The following is a 17,223-nucleotide window of genomic DNA, read 5'->3' as shown; positions in this document are numbered from 1 at the left end:
CGCGCCTTCGGCGCATTCCTCGACGTCGCGGTGCCGGGGGGCTGCCCCCCCGGGATACTTGTGGAAAGATGAAAGGGTAGGTCAGGCCGCCTTGCGCGCGCGGATCAGGGTAAAGGTGCCTGCGCCCACGACGATGGCGGCGCCGAGGATCACGTTGGCCTCGATTGTCTCGTTGAACACGGTGACCCCCAGGATCGACACGAAGACCAGCTGCAGATAGGCGAACGGCTGCACTGCGCTGGCCTCGGCGACCTCGTAGCATTTAATCAGGAGCCAGTGGCCGAAGGCGCCGGATAGGCAGAGTGTGCCCATCCAGATCCAGTCGCGCCCATTCATTGGCTCCCAGAACCACACGCCCACCGCGGTCATCACCACCGCGCCGGTCGTGCCAGTCCAGAAGAAGCTGGTGGCGGTCGTATCCTTGCGCGCGGCGTATCGCGTCAGCAGCCCGTAGAGCGCGAACATGGCCGCGCCCACCAGGGGCACGATCGCGGCGGGGGAAAACACGCCAAAGCCCGGCTTCAGGATGATCAACACGCCGATCAACCCGACGCCGATGGCGGCCCAGCGGCGCCAGCCGACCTGTTCGCCCAGCACCGGGCCCGATAGGGCCGCCACGATCAGCGGGTAGCAGGCGAAGACCGCGTGGCTTTCCACCAGGCCCAGGATGGTAAAGGCCAGCACGGTGACGCAGATCTCGGCTGCCAGCAGCGTGCCACGAAAGGCTTGCAGGAAAGGCTGTTCCGTCGCCGCCGCCTTCCACAGGCTGCCCGCCTGGCGCGCCGACAGGGCCATTACAAAGGCGGCAAAGAACCAGTAACGCACCATCACCACCATGTAGACATTGGTCACCTCGGCCAGGTGGCGCGAGATACCGTCCTGCATGGCGAAAACGAAAGTGGTGGCGACCATGAGCCAGATGCCCAGGCGATTGTCCGTTCCGCTCATTGTTTGACCCCTACCGTCATGTGGCGTTTGTGGCCGTAGCCGGGGATGCGGGTGATCTCGAACCCGGCATCGCTGAGCGCGCGGCGCACGAAGCCCGCCGCCGTATAGGTGGCGCAGGTTCCATTCGGTGTCGTATGGGCGCCGACCGCCAACATCAGGTCTTCGCCCCAAAGCTCGGGGTTCTTGGCCGGTGAAAACCCGTCCAGGAACCAGGCGTCGGCTTCGCCATCCCAGGCGGGCAGGGTCTGGCGCGCATCGCCTTCGATCACCTCGACCGTGAGCTGGCCAAGCTGGAACTGCCGGGCACCGCTGGCCCAGGCGTCGAGGAAGGGATCAGCAATCGCGCGCGCCTCGGGAAAGGCGTCAAGCGCACGGGCGATGTCGTCCGCCGCCATGGGGTAGGCCTCGAAGGAGGTAAACCGCACGGGCACCTCGGCCACCAGCGCAAGCGCCAGCATGTTCAGTCCGGTGCCGAAGCCCAGCTCGGCCACGTGGAACCCCTCGCACAGCCGCGCAGGCAGGTCATTGCCCGCTAGAAAGACATGACGCGTTTCCTCCAGCCCGTTCTGCAGACTGAAATAGGGGTCGTCGAAACGCACCGCCACCGGTGTGGCGCCGTCCTTCCAAGTAAGCTCGGCTGTCTGGTCCTGTCCCATGTGATCGCCTATGAGTGGGGGCAACTGGGCGACAATGGGGAAGGATTTGCGCTTTGGCAATCACTGATGTGACCGTGATGGGCGCGGGCGTGTTCGGGTTGAGCGTGGCGTTTGCCTGCGCGCTCAGGGGCGCGAAGGTGCGGGTGGTGGAACGCACCGGCGTGGCGGCGGGGTGTTCCGGTGGCGTGGTCGGCATGCTGGCCCCCCATGCACCGGAGAAGTGGAATGATATCAAGGCGTTTCAGTTTCAGAGCCTGATCGCGGCGGAAGGGTTCTGGGGGCGGGCGGCGGAGCTGTCCGGCCTGCCCACCGGCTATGGCAGGGTCGGGCGGTTGCAACCCATCGACACCGACCGCGCGCTGGAGCTGGCACGCGAACGGGCCGAGACGGCGCGCGGCTGTTGGCAGGGCCAGGCGGTCTGGGAGGTGGTGGACGCGCCGGGTGGGGATTGGTCGCCCACCTCCGAGACCGGGCTGGTGATTCACGACACGCTCAGCGCCCGCATCCATCCGCGGTCTGCCTGCGAGGCGCTGGCCGGGGCCATTCGCGCGCTGGGCGGCGAGGTGGTGATCGGCGAGGCGCCTGCCGAGGGCCGCGTTGTCTGGGCCACCGGGTTGGCCGGGCTCAAGGCCCTGTCGGATGATCGCGAGAAACAGGTCGGCAACGGGGTCAAGGGCCAGGCTGCCGTGCTGGGGCTGGATGCGCGCAGCATGGCGCAGGTCGCGGCCGGGCCGGTGCTGATCGTGCCGCATGAGAACGGGACCGTGGCGGTCGGATCGACTTCGGAACGGGACTATACGTCACCGGATGGAACCGATGAGCTGCTGGATGACATCCTGCTCAAGGCGGGCGAAGTGCTGCCTGTGCTGAAGGCTGCCCCCGTGGTGGAGCGTTGGGCGGGCCTGCGTCCGCGCGCCCGCAGTCGCGCGCCAATGCTGGGCGCCTGGCCCGGGCGGGACGGCGAATTCATTGCCAATGGCGGCTTCAAGATCGGCTTTGGAATGGCCCCGAAAGTGGCCGAGGTCATGGCCGACCTGGTACTGGACGGCGCAGACCACATCCCCGAGCGGTTCCGGGTGGAGGCGAGCCTCTGACCGCCTCCGCCTGATCTTACCTGCGCAGGGTCGCTGCGGGGCGGATGAAGCCTGTTTCGACCCCGCGCCAGTTTTTCACCACCGCGTCCATGCGTTTCAGTGTCGCCGGATGGTCCGCGTCCAGCACACCGTGGCGCACCAGAAGGGCAGCGATCACGCATTCCGCTGCCCGCGTGCCGCCGTCGTCGATCTTGACCGAGATGCCAAGCCCCTGTTCGGGCAGCATGGCGACGAAATAGGCCTCGGCGCCTGTCTTGATCGCTGCCGCCCCACCCATGGCGCGCATGAGTTCGGTGCAGGCGCGGCCTTCACCTGCGACCAGTTCGGGATGCAGCGCCATCGCGTCGCGCAGCCGGGCGGCGGCACTTTCGCGGGCTGATCCGCCCTCGCGCGCATTTGCAAAGAAGGCCATCGCCCGGGCCATGCCCTGCATGGTGGTGGCGAAGTTCGGCGCTGAGCAGCCGTCGATGCCGAAGCCGGGGCTGGGGGCGCCGGTGACCTCTTCGAATGCCTCGCGCACGCCGAGCTGCACCGGGTGATCGGGGTCGATATATTCGGGGCCCGCGCCGATGTGTTTGGTCAGGGTCAGAAAGCCCGCGTGTTTGCCCGAGCAGTTGTTGTGCACCTGGCAGGGTTTGCGATCGGAGCAGATGATCGCCTTCTTGGCCGGACGGTCATTGGGCATCTGAGGTCCGCAGCGCAGGTCGTCGTCGCCTAGGCCCAGGTCGGACAGCCAGCGTTTCACCGGATCGGTGTGGATCGCCGCGCCCTCATGCGAGGCACAGGCCAGCGCCAGGTGTTCGGGCGCCAGATCCGCCGCATCCGCCGCGCCGCTCTCCACCAGACCCAGCCCCTGGATCATCTTGGCCGCACTGCGCGGCAGCACCACCTTGTCCGGATCGCCCCATGCCTCGACGATCTCGCCATCCGGCCCGCAGACCACCGCATGGCCCATGTGGCGGCTTTCCATGAAGTCTCCACGCCAGATTTCGCACAGCAGCTCGGCGTTGCTCATGTTTTTGCTCTCCTATCCGGGGTCGAACGCGCGAAATTCCGCCAACGGGTCTTTCACAAATCGGCAATGTTACGTTAAACTGTGCGCGCAGAGATGAAAACGGCCAGCTGCGGAAAATCGCCGCCTAGAACGGATGACGCAGAGGGCCCCTTTGAGGCAGAGGCAGCTGGAGGCTGTATTGACCATGAGATCCATCCTAATTTCGGGCGCCCTGGCCTTGTCGCTGGCCGCCACGGGCGCGGTTGCGCAGGACTCGGAAAGCCGCGTGGGTGCGAACACCGCCTGGAGCGTGTTCGAAGAAAGCGGCAGTGGCGAATGCTGGGCGGTTTCCGCGCCCACGGAAAGCACTGTGACCCAGGACGGGCGTCTGGTGTCGGCCCGCCGCGGCACGATCCTGATGTTCGTGAGCTACTGGAAGGGTGAAGGCGGGGCCGGTCAGGTCAGCTTTGCCGCCGGTTATCCGTTCCGCGATGGCTCCACCGTGGCGATGACCATCGGCAGCTCGAACTTCGAACTGTTCACCGACGGCGAGACCGCCTGGTCGCGCAGCCCCGAGGACGATGCCAAGATCATCGCGGCGATGAAACGCGGCGCCAAGGCGGTCGTGGTCGGCTTCTCGTCGCGCGGCAAGCGAACCGAGGACAGCTTCTCGCTGCTGGGCTTTACCGCGTCGGTCGACGACGCGCAGAAACGCTGCAACTGATCCGGATCTGATCTGCGGTACGGCCGGGGTTTCCCGGCCGTACCGCACCCATGTCCAATTTTCGGCTTAATCTTTTGGTAACCATTTCCCATCCCCGACACCTGCCGGGGGCGGAAGACGTATGAGTGGAGCATGCCCGAATTCACGCCCTACCTGTCCGAGATCAAGTACCGCGGCGCCGGGTCGCAGGACTTTATCGAGGTTGTTTTGGACAACGGCGCCGACCCGTCGGTGGTCGAGGTCGTGATCTACAACAACAATGGCACGGTGCGCTCGACCAATGCCCTGCCGGCAACGCCCGACAATACGATTGCCGGTAGCGACGTCTATTCGGTTCAGGCCGGCGTGCACCGGTTGGGCGCAGTGGCGCTTGTCGTGGATGGCACGGTGGTCGCCTTCGTCTCGTTCGACGATGGGGTGACCGCGACCGAAGGGGCAGCGGACGGCCTGACCTCGACACAGATCGGCACGACGGGGCAGGGGGAGAGCCTGGTGTCGACCGATCACGGCGCCAGCTATACGACCAGCACGACGCCCGATCGTGGGGTCATTCCCTGCTTTCTGGCCGGCACGCGCGTGGACACGCCCGAGGGGCCGCGCCCAATCGAAACACTGCGGCCCGGCGACCTGGTGCTGACCCGGGATCATGGAGCACAGCCGGTGGCTTGGATCGGGTCGCGCCGGGTGTCGGCCTCCGAGACGCGCCGCCATAATCTGCATCCGATCCGTATCCCATCGGGCGCGCTGGGCAATGCCCGCGACATCTGCGTCTCGCCGGCCCACCGTGTGGCCCTGGATGGGCCGCTCTGCGAATTGTGGTTCGGCGAGGCGGAGTTGCTGGCTCCGGCTGCTCGGCTGGTCGGCTGGCGCGGCATTCATGTCGCCCATGACATTCCCGCACCGGTCTACCTGCATCTGATGTTCGACACCCACCAACTGGTCACCACCGACGGGCTGATCAGTGAAAGCTTCCATTCTGGCGCCCGGGCTCTGGGCGGGCTGGACGGGGCGGCTCGGTCCGAGCTGTTCCAGCTCTTCCCCGCGCTGGCCGAGGCCCCCGTCACGGCGACTGCGCGGCGCTGCCTCAATGGCCATGAAACCAAGGTGCTTCTGGCCGCGTGACAAGGCCTTCCGCTTACGGTATAGACTGCGTCCCTGACCTCAGGAAACGCGCCATGACCACCGATACCCCGATCACCCAGGATGTTCTGACCATCCCCCGCAAGGCCCCGGAAGGCGACAAGAAGAACCTTGTCGGCCTCACGCGCGAGCAATTGCGCGAGGCGCTGATCGCGGCTGGTACGCCGGAGAAACAGGCCAAGATGCGCACCGGCCAGGTCTGGCAGTGGATCTATCACTGGGGCGTGCGTGACTTTGACGCGATGACCAACCTGGCCAAGGCCTATCGTGCCCTCCTGGCCGAAAACTTCGTGATCGAGATCCCCGAGGTCATCCGCCGCCTGGTCTCCGAAGACGGCACGCGCAAATACCTGGTCCGCATCGCCGGTGGGCACGAGGTCGAGGTCGTCTATATCCCCGAGGAAGGGCGCGGCACGCTGTGCATTTCCTCGCAGGTGGGTTGCACCCTGACCTGCAGCTTCTGCCACACTGGTACGCAGAAACTGGTGCGCAACCTGACCTCGGCCGAGGTGGTCGGCCAGATCATGGTGGCGCGCGACGATCTGGAAGAATGGCCCGTGCCCGGCGCGCCGAAGGATGAGACGCGGCTTCTGTCCAACATCGTGCTGATGGGCATGGGCGAGCCGCTTTATAACTTCGAGAACGTGCGTGACGCGATGAAGATCGCGATGGATGGCGAAGGCATTGCGCTGAGCCGCCGCCGCATCACCCTGTCGACCTCCGGCGTGGTGCCCGAGATCGCGCGCACCGCCGAGGAAATCGGCTGTCTGCTGGCCGTGAGCTTCCACGCCACCACCGATGAGGTGCGTGATGTGCTGGTGCCGATCAACAAGCGCTTCAACATCGAGACGCTGATTGCGGCCCTGCGCGACTATCCGCGTCTGACGAACTCGGAACGCATTACCTTCGAATATGTGATGCTGGACGGGGTGAACGATTCGGATGAGGATGCACGGCGGCTGTTGAAGCTGATCGAGGGCATCCCGGCCAAGATCAACCTGATCCCGTTCAACGAATGGCCCGGCTCGCCCTACAAGCGCTCGTCGAACAACCGCATCCGCGCCTTCGCCAACATCATCTACCAGGCCGGTTACGCCAGCCCCATCCGCAAGACGCGCGGGGATGACATCATGGCGGCCTGCGGGCAGTTGAAGTCCGACACGGAACGCCAGCGCAAGTCCAAGCGCCAGATCGAGGAAGAGGCCGGGCTGCGCTGAGCCTGCGCCTTACCTTTGTCAATTTTCCTTAACCGACGATTCACCAAGGGGCGGGATGATGGGCGCATGGAATCGATCACGTTCAACCTCCCCGCTCCCACCCTTGACGCCCTGAAAGAGATTTCGGAGCGCGACAAGATCTCCATCAGTCAGATCCTGCGTGCCGCCATCGTGAAAGAGGTGCACCGGCGCAAACCCGAGGAGATGGTCACGCATTGATGTCTGTCGGTTTGGAAACAGTCTTCGCCCGAGGCGCCACTGTTTCCACATGCCTCACAATGGCCCGATTTGCGCACTCATTCCGCCATGCTGCCGGTGAAGATTGACCTTGAGCAGACATGAAGGAGCGTACAAATGCGCCGAACCGAACAAGCAAACATCCTTGACTTCGTCATCAAGCAGCGTGCCCATGTGCTGAGCTTTCGGGAATGGAAACACCGTTTGGCGGGGTTCGGCTTCTCGATCGACAAGACCGAGGCGGGCCACATGATTACCACGCTGCCCGCCCGCCGTCGGGTCTGCAAACTGCCCGAACAGTTCTGTATGTGACCAGAGGGTGGGGCTTGCGAAAGGCCCCGTTCGAACCGGGGATCAGCGCCCCGGTATCGCCCCGCGAATCTCGCCCTTGCCATCCCAGTCCGCAATCGCGTTGACCGCCTCCTGAGCGGTTTCGACATAGCGGAACAGATCCAGGTCCTCGTCCGAGATCGTGCCGGCATCGGCCAGCGCTTTCCAGTTGATGATCCCCTCCCAGAAATCCCGCCCGAACAGCAGGATTGGCACCCGTTTCATGCGGCCGGTCTGGATCAGGGTCAGGCTCTCGAACAGCTCGTCCATGGTGCCGAAGCCACCGGGGAAGATGGCAATCGCCTCCGCGCGCATCAGGAAATGCATCTTGCGAATGGCGAAATAGTGGAAGTTGAAACACAGATCCGGCGTGACATATTCATTCGGCGCCTGTTCGTGCGGCAAGACAATGTTCAACCCGATCGACACGCCGCCCGCGTCCTGGGCGCCGCGGTTGCCGGCCTCCATCACGCCGGGGCCGCCACCGGTCACCACAACATTTTCCTTGTGGCCGTTCTGCTTGCTTTCCAAGGTGATCAGCCGGGCAAACTCCCTTGCTTCGTCATAATACTTGGACAGGTTGGCCAGGGTTTCGGTCCGTGCCGTGTCCTTCTTGGCGGGTTCCGGAATGCGCGCTCCACCGAACAGGACCACGGTCGATTCGACGCCGTACTCCTGCATCAACATCTCGGGTTTCAACAGCTCCAGCTGCAGCCGCACCGGGCGCAGCTCGTCCCGGCACATGAACTCCTGGTCGTCATAGGCCAAGCGATAGGCCGGGGCCCGGGTCTGTGCCGTATCAGGTGTCTTGTGGGCCTGTTCCCGATCCTGGTGGCTGTCACGCAGCGGGTGTTTGCGGTCGTCTTTCATGCGCGCGTTTCCTTTTACTCGAACTCCCTCAAGACCTAGCGCGTGGGCGCTAACATGACCAGACACCCCGCGTCACCTTCACGCGATTTCCCTGTTGCGATGCACGCAGGGCGGTTTTATCTATTATCTCGAAACCGAGGGATCCCCCATGACCACCACGATGACCACCACGACGATGAGCGCCACCATGGCCGACAGCATCTATGATGCGCTGAGCGCGCGGATCGTGGCCGGGGAACTGCCTGCGGGCGAGAAGCTGCGCCAGGATCACATCGCGCGGGAGTTCGGCACCAGCCATGTGCCGGTGCGCGAGGCTCTGCTGCGGCTGGAGGCCCATGGGCTGGCGCAAAGCCAGCCGCGCCGGGGCATGCGGGTGACCGCGCTGGACCCGGAAGAGGTGCGCGAGGTGATCGAGATGCGCGTGGCGCTGGAGACCCTGGCCCTGACCCACGCCATCCCGCGCCTGACCGCCGGGGACCTGCGCGCCGCCGAGGCCGCGCGCATCGCCTGTGATGCGGCCGAGGACATGGCGGAGTGGGAGCTGAAAAACCGTGCCTTTCACCGCACCATCCTGACCCCCTGCGCCATGCCGCGGCTGCTGGCGACCATTGATGATCTGCACATCGCATCGGCCCGCCATTTCCACGCCCATTGGCGCCACAAATGGGTGCAGCGTGTCGACAAGGACCACGCCGCCATCCTGGGCGCGATGCAGCGACGTGACGGCCAGGCGGCGGTGGAATTGCTGCGCCGCCACCTGAAACGGGTGCGCTGAGGCCCATCCTGCCGCTTTCCCACCCTTTCCCGACGCTCGCAGTGATTGCGCAACAGGCCCCGGCCCCTTAGAAGCAGGGCGAATCCAAACAAGGGACAGGGAGCGAGACATGTCGAACGCCCAACTGGAAACCGCGATCGAAGCCGCCTGGGAGGCGCGAGACACGATCACCCCGTCGACTGGCGGCGAGACCCGCGAAGCCATCGAGGACACGCTGAACGCGCTGGACAGTGGCAAGCTGCGCGTCGCCGAACGTCAGGAGAACGGCGACTGGCACGTGAACCAGTGGGCCAAGAAGGCGGTGCTGTTGGGCTTCCGCCTGAAGGACATGGAACAGCAGGACGGCGGCCCGCAGGGCGGCCACTGGTGGGACAAGGTCGACAGCAAGTTCAAGGGCTGGGGCGATGCCGAGTGGACCGAAGCCGGCTTCCGCGCCGTGCCCAACTGCATCGTGCGCAAATCGGCCTATATCGCCCCGGGCGTGGTGCTGATGCCGTCCTTCGTGAACCTGGGCGCCCACGTGGACGAGGGCACCATGGTCGACACCTGGGCCACGGTCGGTTCCTGCGCGCAGATCGGCAAGAACGTGCACCTGTCGGGCGGCGTCGGCATCGGCGGCGTGCTGGAACCCATGCAGGCCGGTCCGACCATCATCGAGGACAACTGCTTCATCGGTGCCCGTTCGGAAGTCGTCGAAGGCTGCATCGTGCGCGAGGGCTCGGTCCTGGGCATGGGCGTGTTCATCGGCCAGTCGACCAAGATCGTCGACCGCGAGACCGGCGAGGTCATGTATGGCGAAGTGCCGCCCTATTCCGTGGTCGTGGCTGGCTCGATGCCGTCGAAGAACGGCATCAACCTCTACTGTGCGGTGATCGTGAAGCGGGTGGACGAGAAGACCCGTTCGAAAACCGGCATCAACGAGCTGCTGCGCGACTAAGCGCGCCCGCAGCTTCGCAAGGATAGGACGCGCCCCAAATTCGGGGCGCGTCTTTGTTTAGGGACCGCTGTTCGGCGCGGCGCAGGGCGGCCAGCGCCTGCGCCTCGCAGCCGTTGTAGCGTTTCAACGCCTTTTCCCACGCCCGTTTCACCGAAGGGGCCGACCAGGGCAGGGCGGCTTCGCTCAGAAACCCGCGCAGGGCGGGTGGCAGGCGATCATATTCGCGCATCGGATCCGCACTGCGGCGGCGGCATTTCAGGCGGGTGTTGAGGTTGCGCATGATCGGATACGTTATGATATTACATAACTTTTCTTACCCGAGGGTTTGCCGACCCGCAAGGGCCCGGGTCGGCCTCAGCTCAATTCGCGTTGTGGGATAAGCCGGTCGAAGGGATCGCCGGTCAGACACTCTGGCAGAGGTTTGTTTTCCTCGAAATCTGGCAGATAGAGCCCCTGCGTCCAGCGTTCCGGCAACCTGTCGACGATCTTGCCCAGGCGCTGGCTGATCCGTGCGGCACGGGCGCGGATTTCCTCGGCCCGCTCGGGATCGGCCTCCTTCTTGCGTCGGTACCAGGCGACAACCATTTCGGCGACGCGGTCCGGACCCAGCGAGAAATAGGTGATCAGCCCGACCATCAGCGCGAACAGGGCCATGCCAAGAACGGCCAGGGGCCGCAGGAAGACAATCAGGACCAGCAGTGCCAGGGACAGGCGACGCGGGGCCTCGGGTTGGGCCAGGAAGGCCTTGACCTGCTCTAGTGCGGCCAGAGCCAGGCGGGCCACACGGCTTTCGCGCTTCGGGGTCGGCGCAGGGGTCTCCGGGTTCGGCGTCGGCGTGGCGGCACGTTCCGACGGACGTTCAGCGCCCGCAATCTCGACCACCGCAGCCGGGGTGCGGCGCGGCTGTGTTTCGATCAATTTACGAATGGCTTCAAGATCCGGGTCGTTCTCGACCGCGGTCTTCGCAGTTTCGTCCATCTGTCACCTCATACGCGATACGAGATGCCCCCAAGACGCGAGTCTACGTCCAGAACATGGCGGAAATGTGGCGCAGACCTTTGGGAAGGCGTGATCAGAAGTCGATCGCTATGCCCTTCTTCTCCCAGTCGCCATAGCGGGCCGGATCCAGCCCGTCGCGCCCGCCGTATTCCTTGGGCAGCTTCTTGGCCTCGGCCTTCTTGCGGCGCTCTTCGGCCTCGGCCAGGGCGCGAATGGCGGCGGGGGGCAGATCTTTGCGTTCGGTGTTGATGTCGTCGGACATGTGAGCTTCCTTGAGGCCGTAACGCCTTTGATATAGGCCGGTCGGCGAGAAAACGCAAAGGACGGCAGATGGTATCGGACGCGGCAAAACCCCGCAAACTGGCGGTGGACCTGATGGGCGAGGTGATCGAAGGCGGGCGGCTGCTGTCCGAGGTCATGCCGCGCCGGTTGGAAAAGCTGGCGCCTGAGGAGCGCGCGCGGACCCAGCGCCTGGTGCTGGAGGCGTTTCGCGGCATGGACCGCGCCGACCGCCTGCTGGGCCCGTTCCTGAAGAAACGCCCCTCCCCGCGCGTCTTGAATATCCTGCGCCTCGGCGTGGTCGAGATCTGTTCGGGCGGGGCGGCCCATGGGGTGGTGAACGCCTGTGTCGAGATAGCCAAGGCCAACCCGGAAACCCAGCGCCAGGCCGGTCTGGTCAATGCGGTGCTGCGCAAGGTGGATGTGGAGAAATGGGCCGCCCTGCCGGTGCCGCGCCTGCCCAAGTGGCTGCGCAAGGTTCTGGTGGCGGATTTCGGCAAGGAGGATGTTGCGGCGATGGAGGTGGCGCATTTCGCCGGTGCGCCCCTGGATGTAACGCCGAAGGGCGCGGTGGAGTTTGGCGAGGCTCTTCCGACCGGGTCCAAGCGTCTGCGGGATTATGGCCAGGTGTCGGCCCTGCCCGGATACGAGGCGGGCGACTGGTGGGTGCAGGATGCCGCCGCCGCCTTGCCCGCCAAGGTATTGGCGCCTGCGAAAGGTGCGCGGGTGCTGGACCTCTGCGCAGCCCCCGGCGGCAAGACCATGCAGCTTGCGGCGATGGGGGCGGATGTGACGGCCGTCGATATCTCCAAGTCGCGCATGGGCCGCGTTGAAGAGAACCTGGCGCGCTGTGGGCTCACCGCCGAGCTGGTCGTGTCCGATGCCCTGGAGTATGAGGCCGCGCCTTTCGACGCGGTGCTGCTGGATGCGCCCTGCACCGCCACCGGCACGATCCGGCGCCACCCGGACCTGCCTTATGCCAAGGATGGCGGCGATTTCCCGTCGCTCTTCGAGTTGCAGGAGCATCTGATCGACCGGGCGCTGGGCCTGTTGAAACCCGGCGGGCGGTTGGTGTTTTGTACCTGCTCCCTGTTGATCGACGAGGGTGAGGAACAGGTGCGTGACGCCATGCTGCGCCACCCGGATCTGGAGCTGGATCTGGAGGCCTTGAACCTGCCCGGTGTGGACGCGAGCTGGATCGGCCCCGAGGGCCTGCGCCTGCGTCCGGATTTCTGGGCGGACCGGGGCGGCATGGACGGGTTCTTCATCACCGCGTTCCGAAAGCCCGGCTGAGCGTCGTTGGGGGTCCCGGGCAATTTTCCGCAGGAAAATTGCCCCCGCCCGCCGCAGGCGCCGGTTTTTCGAAGAAAAATCGTTCCCATCACCCCAAGAACATCCCGCGTGCGATAGCGCATGACACCCGGGCTCAAGCGGCGTATGCTTGCCGCCAAACAGGCCCGAAAAAGGGCCGTGACAGGGCAGAGATTGGTCACGGGGCGCGCAGGTGTCGAAACATCAGGATGTCTTTTCGCGACGGCGGGTGCGCTGGGCGAATCGGTGGCACGCCCGCCGAGCGGCCCGCGCACGACCGGCAACCGGCTTTGTCAGCCAGCCCGAACCGCGCACCATCGGCGCCTATGCGCGCGGCAAACAGTTGGTGGCGGGCAACTTCCTTTTTGCAGGCCACCATGTTGCCGATCCTGTTGCCTCGATCTGGCAGATTGACACCCCCACGCCGGAGTTTGCCGCGGAATTGCAGGGCTTTGCCTGGCTCGATGACCTGGCATCATTGGGCGATCATGAGGCGCGCAAGCGCGCCCAGGCTTGGCTGGCCGAATGGATCGCGCTTTATGGCGGCGGTAAGGGGCCGGGCTGGACCCCGGACCTGGCCGGGCGGCGGCTCATCCGGTGGATCAACCACGCGCTGTTTCTGATGCGCGGGCAAGAAGGCGACGACAGTTTCGCCTTCTTCCGCTCCCTGGGCCAGCAGACCATTTTCCTGTCGAAACGCTGGCTGGCGGCCTCGCCGGGTCTGCCCCGGTTCGAAGCGCTGACCGGGTTGATCTACGCAGGCCTGTCCCTGACCGGCATGGAGGAACATGTCGATCCCGCCATGCAGGCGCTCGCGCGGGAATGTGCCGATCAGATCGACGGCCAGGGCGGCATTCCGACCCGCAACCCAGAAGAGCTGCTGGAGGTCTTCACCCTGCTGAACTGGGCCGCGATGGCCCTGTCCGAGGGCGGGCGCATGGCCGCATCAGAACACGTGGCGGCAATCGAACGTATCGCCCCCACACTGCGCGCGCTGCGCCATTCCGATGGCAGCCTGGCGCGGTTTCATGGCGGGGGGCGCGGCCTGGAAGGACGCCTGGATCATGCGCTGGCAAGCTCCGGCGTGCGCGCCACGGCGAACATGGGCCTGTCGATGGGCTATGCGCGGCTGTCGGCCGGGCGCACCTCGGTGATCATGGATGCGGCCAGCCCGCCCACCGGGCTCGCTTCGGCCAATGCCCATGCCTCCACCCTGGCGATCGAGGTAACCTCGGGTCGCCGCCCCTTGCTGGTCAACTGCGGCTCCGGCGCGCAGTTCGGCGAGGAATGGCGCAAGGCGGGGCGCGCGACGCCCTCGCACAGCACCCTGCAGCTGGCAGGCCTGTCCAGCGCCCGCACCGGCAGCCCGCGCAAGGTCGGTGGCGTTGAACGCACCCTTCTGGTCGAAGCGCCGGGTGACGTGCGCATCCAGCAGGTGGCCGAAGAGGGTGTGACAGGGTTTGTCGCCGGTCATGACGGCTATGTCGGGCTGAACGGGCTAACGCATATTCGCCGGATCGAGCTGACAGTGGACGGGCGCGACATCCGGGGCGAGGACACGGTCGCCGCCATCGGCGAGGACGAGCAGCGCGTCTTCGACCAGGCGCTTGACCGCACCGCACTGCAAGGCGTGCCCTTCAAGATCCATTTCCATCTGCACCCGGACGTGGACGCGGAGCTGGACCTTGGCGGCACCGCCGTCTCGCTGGTTCTGAAAAGCGGTGAGATCTGGGTGTTCCGCTACGACGGATTGGGCGAATTGACGCTGGAAAGCTCGGTTTACCTTGAAAAGAACCGTCTGAAGCCCCGTGCGACGAAACAAATGGTTCTATCTGGCGTCGCAATGGATTATGCGACGCGCATCCGCTGGTCTCTGGCCAAGGCGCAGGACACGCCCTCTGCGATCCGCGACCTTGAGGTGGAGGGTCCGGCGGGGCTGCGATGAATTGACCTGAGGGACCCGACGACATGACCGACCTGACACCCGTGCGCCGCGCGCTGATTTCCGTTTCCGACAAGACCGGGCTGATCGACCTGGGCAAGGAATTGGAGGCCCGTGGGGTCGAAATCCTGTCGACCGGCGGCAGCGCCCGCGCGCTGCGCGAGGCGGGCGTGGCGGTGAAGGACGTGTCCGAAGTCACCGAGTTCCCCGAGATGATGGACGGCCGCGTCAAGACCCTGCACCCGCGCGTGCATGGCGGCCTGCTGGCGCTGCGTGACAATGCCGAGCACGTCGCCGCGATGGAAGAGCACGGCATCGGTGCGATCGACCTGCTTGTCGTGAACCTCTACCCGTTCGAGGCCACCGTGGCCGCGGGTGCCGATTATGACACCTGTATCGAGAACATCGACATCGGCGGTCCGGCGATGATCCGCGCGGCGGCCAAGAACGCGGCTTTCGTGAACGTGATCGTGGATGTGGAGGATTATGCCAAGCTGCTGGGCGATATGGACCAGCATGGCGGCGCGACCTGCCCGAAATTCCGCAAGAAACTGGCGCAGAAGGCCTATGCCCGCACCGCCGCCTATGACGCCGCCGTGTCGACCTGGATGGCCGAGCAGCTGGAGCTGGAAGCGCCCAAGCGCCGTGCCTTTGCCAGCGAGCTGAAACAGACCCTGCGTTATGGCGAGAACAGCCACCAGAAGGCGGCCTTCTACACTGATGGCTCGAACCGTCCGGGCGTCGCCACCGCGCGTCAGCTGCAGGGCAAGGAACTGTCCTACAACAACATCAACGACACCGACGCGGCGTTTGAACTGGTGGCCGAGTTCGACCCGGCCACCTCGCCCGCCGTCGCCATCATCAAGCATGCCAACCCCTGTGGCGTCGCCGTGGGCGAAAGCCTGGTGGACGCCTATCAGAAGGCGTTCGACTGTGACCGCACCTCGGCCTTCGGCGGGATTGTCGCGCTGAACCAGCCGCTGGACGCGGAGACCGCCACCAAGATCGTCGAGATATTTACCGAGGTGGTGATTGCCCCGGGTGCCTCGGACGAAGCCATCGAGATCTTCGCGGCCAAGAAGAACCTGCGCCTTCTGCTGACCGATGGTCTGCCCGACACGCGCAAGCCGCTGACCGCCTACAAGCAGGTTGCCGGTGGCATGCTGGTGCAGGACAAGGACGTGGGCTACGTTGGCCTGGATGACCTGAAGGTGGTGACCAAGAAGGCGCCGACCGAGGAACAGCTGAACGACCTGCTGTTCGCCTGGAAGGTTGCCAAACACGTGAAATCCAACGCCATCGTCTACGTCAAGAACGGCGCCACCGTGGGTGTGGGCGCCGGTCAGATGTCCCGCCTGGACAGCGCCAATGTGGCGGCCGCCAAGGCCGAGCGCATGGCTGCGGAACTGGGCCTGGACGAGAGCCTGGCCAAGGGCTCGGCCGTCGCCTCGGACGCGTTCTTCCCCTTCCCTGATGGATTGCTGGAAGCGGCCGCGGCGGGCGGCACCTGCGTGATCCAGCCCGGCGGCTCGATGCGCGACAAGGAAGTGATCGAAGCCGCGGACGAGGCTGGTCTGGCCATGGTCTTCACCGGCATGCGCCACTTCCGCCACTGAAGCAACGATGCGCCGTCTGATCCCATACGCCCTGTTGGCCCTGGTCCTTGATCAGGCCAGCAAACTGTGGGTTCTCAAGGGCTTGGAGCTGGACACGGTGGGCCGGATCGAGGTCTGGCCCCCCTTCCTGGTCTTCCACATGGCCTGGAATTACGGCATCAACTTCGGCCTGTTCGAAGGTGGCAGCCGCTGGCTGCTGATCGGCGTGGCGCTGGCGATTTGTGTCTGGGTCGTGCTCTGGGTCTGGCGCGGCATGAACGCCTGGGGCCAGGTCTTTGCGGGCCTGCTGATCGGCGGTGCGCTGGGCAATGTCGTGGACCGCGTGGCCTATGGCGCGGTGGTCGACTTTCTGAACATGTCCTGCTGTGGTATCGCCAACCCGTTTTCCTTCAACATAGCGGATGCGTTCATCTTCATCGGTGCGTTCGGGCTGATCCTGTTCGCAAAGGACAAAAACGCCACGTGACCTTGCCTTGGCAATGGGTTAGAACTCGGGGAAATTGACAAGGGAGGTTCCATGCGGACCGTTCTGGGCAAAACTGTTTTGATCCTCTGCGTGGCAGCGACGGTTGCGGCCTGTAGCCGACGCGAACCGGATTTGATGAATTTCGAATCGTCGAGTGTGGGTCCGGACGAGTTTTCGGTTCTGCCGACCAAACCCTTGGAAGCACCCGAGAATTTCGCGACCCTGCCGGAGCCGACCCCGGGTGGGGCGAACCGGACCGATCCGACGCCGAACGCGGATGCGGTGGCAGCTCTGGGTGGCAATCCCGAGCGGTTGAACAGCGGTGCGACCACCGGGGAATCGGCGCTGATCGCGCATGCGTCACGCCACGGTGTGGCGGGCGATATCCGCGCCGTTCTGGCCGCCGAGGATCTGGAATGGCGCAAGGGCAATCGCGGGCGGGTGCTGGAACGCTGGTTCAATGTGAACCTCTACTACCGTGCCTACGAGCGGATGGCGCTTGACCAATATGCCGAACTTGAACGCCTGCGCGCGCGCGGCGTCTGGACACCCACCGTGCCGCCGGAAGGCGCGCAGGCAGGTCAATAAGAGGCGGGCGGTGCATTTACCGCCCGTTAAGCATGATCACATGATCGTTGGACAGGGTTGAACCCTGCGCGTTCGGGCACAGGTTCTGTCCGACAATACG

General features: G+C 65.1%; 20 protein-coding genes. 13 read left to right on the top strand and 7 right to left on the bottom strand.

The genetic code is table 11. The features are described 5' to 3' along the window. Nucleotides 1-81: 81 nt before the first annotated feature. Nucleotides 82-948 carry a DMT family transporter gene (locus tag ACO07D_RS05590; RefSeq protein WP_421701963.1) on the bottom strand — a complete coding sequence of 289 codons (867 nt, stop codon included), beginning with the start codon at nucleotides 946-948 and terminating at the stop codon, nucleotides 82-84. Further along, a complete protein-coding gene (gene mnmD / locus ACO07D_RS05585) occupies nucleotides 945-1,604 on the bottom strand; it encodes a tRNA (5-methylaminomethyl-2-thiouridine)(34)-methyltransferase MnmD (protein WP_421701962.1) in 660 nt (219 codons plus the stop codon). Before mnmD ends, ACO07D_RS05590 begins: the two co-directional genes overlap by 4 nt. Before the next feature lie 53 nt (nucleotides 1,605-1,657). Here mnmD and ACO07D_RS05580 point away from each other — a divergent pair, with 53 nt between their 5' ends. Next, nucleotides 1,658-2,698 (top strand): NAD(P)/FAD-dependent oxidoreductase, encoded by a 1,041-nt coding sequence (locus tag ACO07D_RS05580; protein ID WP_421701961.1) that lies wholly within the window; start codon nucleotides 1,658-1,660, stop codon nucleotides 2,696-2,698. Nucleotides 2,699-2,714: 16 nt separating this feature from the next. Here ACO07D_RS05580 and ACO07D_RS05575 read toward each other — a convergent pair whose 3' ends face one another. Beyond that, nucleotides 2,715-3,713, bottom strand: coding sequence for an asparaginase (locus tag ACO07D_RS05575; RefSeq protein ID WP_421701960.1), 999 nt, complete (start codon nucleotides 3,711-3,713; stop codon nucleotides 2,715-2,717). Between the two features lie 184 nt (nucleotides 3,714-3,897). On the opposite strand from ACO07D_RS05575, the gene ACO07D_RS05570 reads away from it, so the two are divergent. The 5 genes from ACO07D_RS05570 (at nucleotide 3,898) to ACO07D_RS05550 (ending at nucleotide 7,322) form a co-directional block, all read left to right on the top strand. After that, the gene (locus ACO07D_RS05570) at nucleotides 3,898-4,416 is read left to right on the top strand and encodes an invasion associated locus B family protein (protein WP_421701959.1); all 519 of its coding nucleotides are present in this window, start codon (nucleotides 3,898-3,900) and stop codon (nucleotides 4,414-4,416) included. Nucleotides 4,417-4,548: 132 nt separating this feature from the next. Next, on the top strand, nucleotides 4,549-5,538 hold the full coding sequence (locus tag ACO07D_RS05565; RefSeq protein ID WP_421701958.1) for a Hint domain-containing protein: 990 nt from the start codon (nucleotides 4,549-4,551) through the stop codon (nucleotides 5,536-5,538). Nucleotides 5,539-5,591: 53 nt separating this feature from the next. Beyond that, nucleotides 5,592-6,773, top strand: coding sequence for a 23S rRNA (adenine(2503)-C(2))-methyltransferase RlmN (rlmN, locus tag ACO07D_RS05560; protein WP_421701957.1), 1,182 nt, complete (start codon nucleotides 5,592-5,594; stop codon nucleotides 6,771-6,773). 66 nt (nucleotides 6,774-6,839) lie between these two features. Then, nucleotides 6,840-6,992 carry a ribbon-helix-helix protein, CopG family gene (locus ACO07D_RS05555; RefSeq protein ID WP_421701956.1) on the top strand — a complete coding sequence of 51 codons (153 nt, stop codon included), beginning with the start codon at nucleotides 6,840-6,842 and terminating at the stop codon, nucleotides 6,990-6,992. A gap of 135 nt (nucleotides 6,993-7,127) precedes the next feature. Beyond that, nucleotides 7,128-7,322 (top strand): hypothetical protein, encoded by a 195-nt coding sequence (locus ACO07D_RS05550; RefSeq protein ID WP_421701955.1) that lies wholly within the window; start codon nucleotides 7,128-7,130, stop codon nucleotides 7,320-7,322. Between the two features lie 42 nt (nucleotides 7,323-7,364). On the opposite strand, the gene ACO07D_RS05545 is transcribed toward ACO07D_RS05550, so the two are convergent. Continuing rightward, a complete protein-coding gene (locus ACO07D_RS05545) occupies nucleotides 7,365-8,210 on the bottom strand; it encodes a TIGR00730 family Rossman fold protein (protein WP_421701954.1) in 846 nt (281 codons plus the stop codon). Between the two features lie 175 nt (nucleotides 8,211-8,385). Here ACO07D_RS05545 and ACO07D_RS05540 point away from each other — a divergent pair, with 175 nt between their 5' ends. Then, the gene (locus ACO07D_RS05540; RefSeq protein WP_421704993.1) at nucleotides 8,386-8,985 is read left to right on the top strand and encodes a GntR family transcriptional regulator; all 600 of its coding nucleotides are present in this window, start codon (nucleotides 8,386-8,388) and stop codon (nucleotides 8,983-8,985) included. Between the two features lie 109 nt (nucleotides 8,986-9,094). Continuing rightward, nucleotides 9,095-9,922, top strand: a complete 828-nt coding sequence (gene dapD, locus ACO07D_RS05535) for a 2,3,4,5-tetrahydropyridine-2,6-dicarboxylate N-succinyltransferase (protein ID WP_421701953.1) — start codon at nucleotides 9,095-9,097, stop codon at nucleotides 9,920-9,922. On the opposite strand, the gene ACO07D_RS05530 is transcribed toward dapD, so the two are convergent. The 3 genes from ACO07D_RS05530 to ACO07D_RS05520 all read right to left on the bottom strand — a co-directional run bounded on the left by ACO07D_RS05530 (nucleotide 9,900) and on the right by ACO07D_RS05520 (nucleotide 11,183). Then, on the bottom strand, nucleotides 9,900-10,202 hold the full coding sequence (locus ACO07D_RS05530) for a DUF6525 family protein (protein WP_421701952.1): 303 nt from the start codon (nucleotides 10,200-10,202) through the stop codon (nucleotides 9,900-9,902). The two genes, dapD and ACO07D_RS05530, sit on opposite strands and share 23 nt — an antisense overlap. A gap of 74 nt (nucleotides 10,203-10,276) precedes the next feature. After that, entirely contained in the window at nucleotides 10,277-10,900 is a 624-nt protein-coding gene (locus ACO07D_RS05525) for a hypothetical protein (RefSeq protein ID WP_421701951.1), read from the bottom strand. A gap of 94 nt (nucleotides 10,901-10,994) precedes the next feature. Continuing rightward, nucleotides 10,995-11,183 carry a DUF1674 domain-containing protein gene (locus tag ACO07D_RS05520; RefSeq protein WP_421701950.1) on the bottom strand — a complete coding sequence of 63 codons (189 nt, stop codon included), beginning with the start codon at nucleotides 11,181-11,183 and terminating at the stop codon, nucleotides 10,995-10,997. Nucleotides 11,184-11,251: 68 nt separating this feature from the next. On the opposite strand from ACO07D_RS05520, the gene ACO07D_RS05515 reads away from it, so the two are divergent. From ACO07D_RS05515 to ACO07D_RS05495, 5 genes are all read left to right on the top strand, one after another. After that, complete coding sequence (locus tag ACO07D_RS05515) at nucleotides 11,252-12,493, top strand: RsmB/NOP family class I SAM-dependent RNA methyltransferase (protein ID WP_421701949.1); 1,242 nt, start codon at nucleotides 11,252-11,254, stop codon at nucleotides 12,491-12,493. 211 nt (nucleotides 12,494-12,704) lie between these two features. Continuing rightward, entirely contained in the window at nucleotides 12,705-14,456 is a 1,752-nt protein-coding gene (locus tag ACO07D_RS05510) for a heparinase II/III family protein (RefSeq protein ID WP_421701948.1), read from the top strand. A gap of 23 nt (nucleotides 14,457-14,479) precedes the next feature. Further along, on the top strand, nucleotides 14,480-16,069 hold the full coding sequence (purH, locus tag ACO07D_RS05505; protein WP_421701947.1) for a bifunctional phosphoribosylaminoimidazolecarboxamide formyltransferase/IMP cyclohydrolase: 1,590 nt from the start codon (nucleotides 14,480-14,482) through the stop codon (nucleotides 16,067-16,069). Between the two features lie 7 nt (nucleotides 16,070-16,076). After that, nucleotides 16,077-16,535: a signal peptidase II gene (gene lspA / locus ACO07D_RS05500; RefSeq protein ID WP_421701946.1), complete on the top strand. Its 459-nt coding sequence runs from the start codon at nucleotides 16,077-16,079 to the stop codon at nucleotides 16,533-16,535. A 51-nt stretch (nucleotides 16,536-16,586) separates the two neighbouring features. After that, nucleotides 16,587-17,123 (top strand): DUF3035 domain-containing protein, encoded by a 537-nt coding sequence (locus ACO07D_RS05495; protein ID WP_421701945.1) that lies wholly within the window; start codon nucleotides 16,587-16,589, stop codon nucleotides 17,121-17,123. Nucleotides 17,124-17,223: the final 100 nt, after the last annotated feature.

Origin of the sequence: Aliiroseovarius sp., from assembly GCF_965228805.1 — a bacterium.
Taxonomy (GTDB): Bacteria; Pseudomonadota; Alphaproteobacteria; order Rhodobacterales; family Rhodobacteraceae; genus JASBTN01.
Note: the sequence above shows the minus strand (reverse complement) of the source record. Positions and strands in the feature narration are given on the sequence as shown.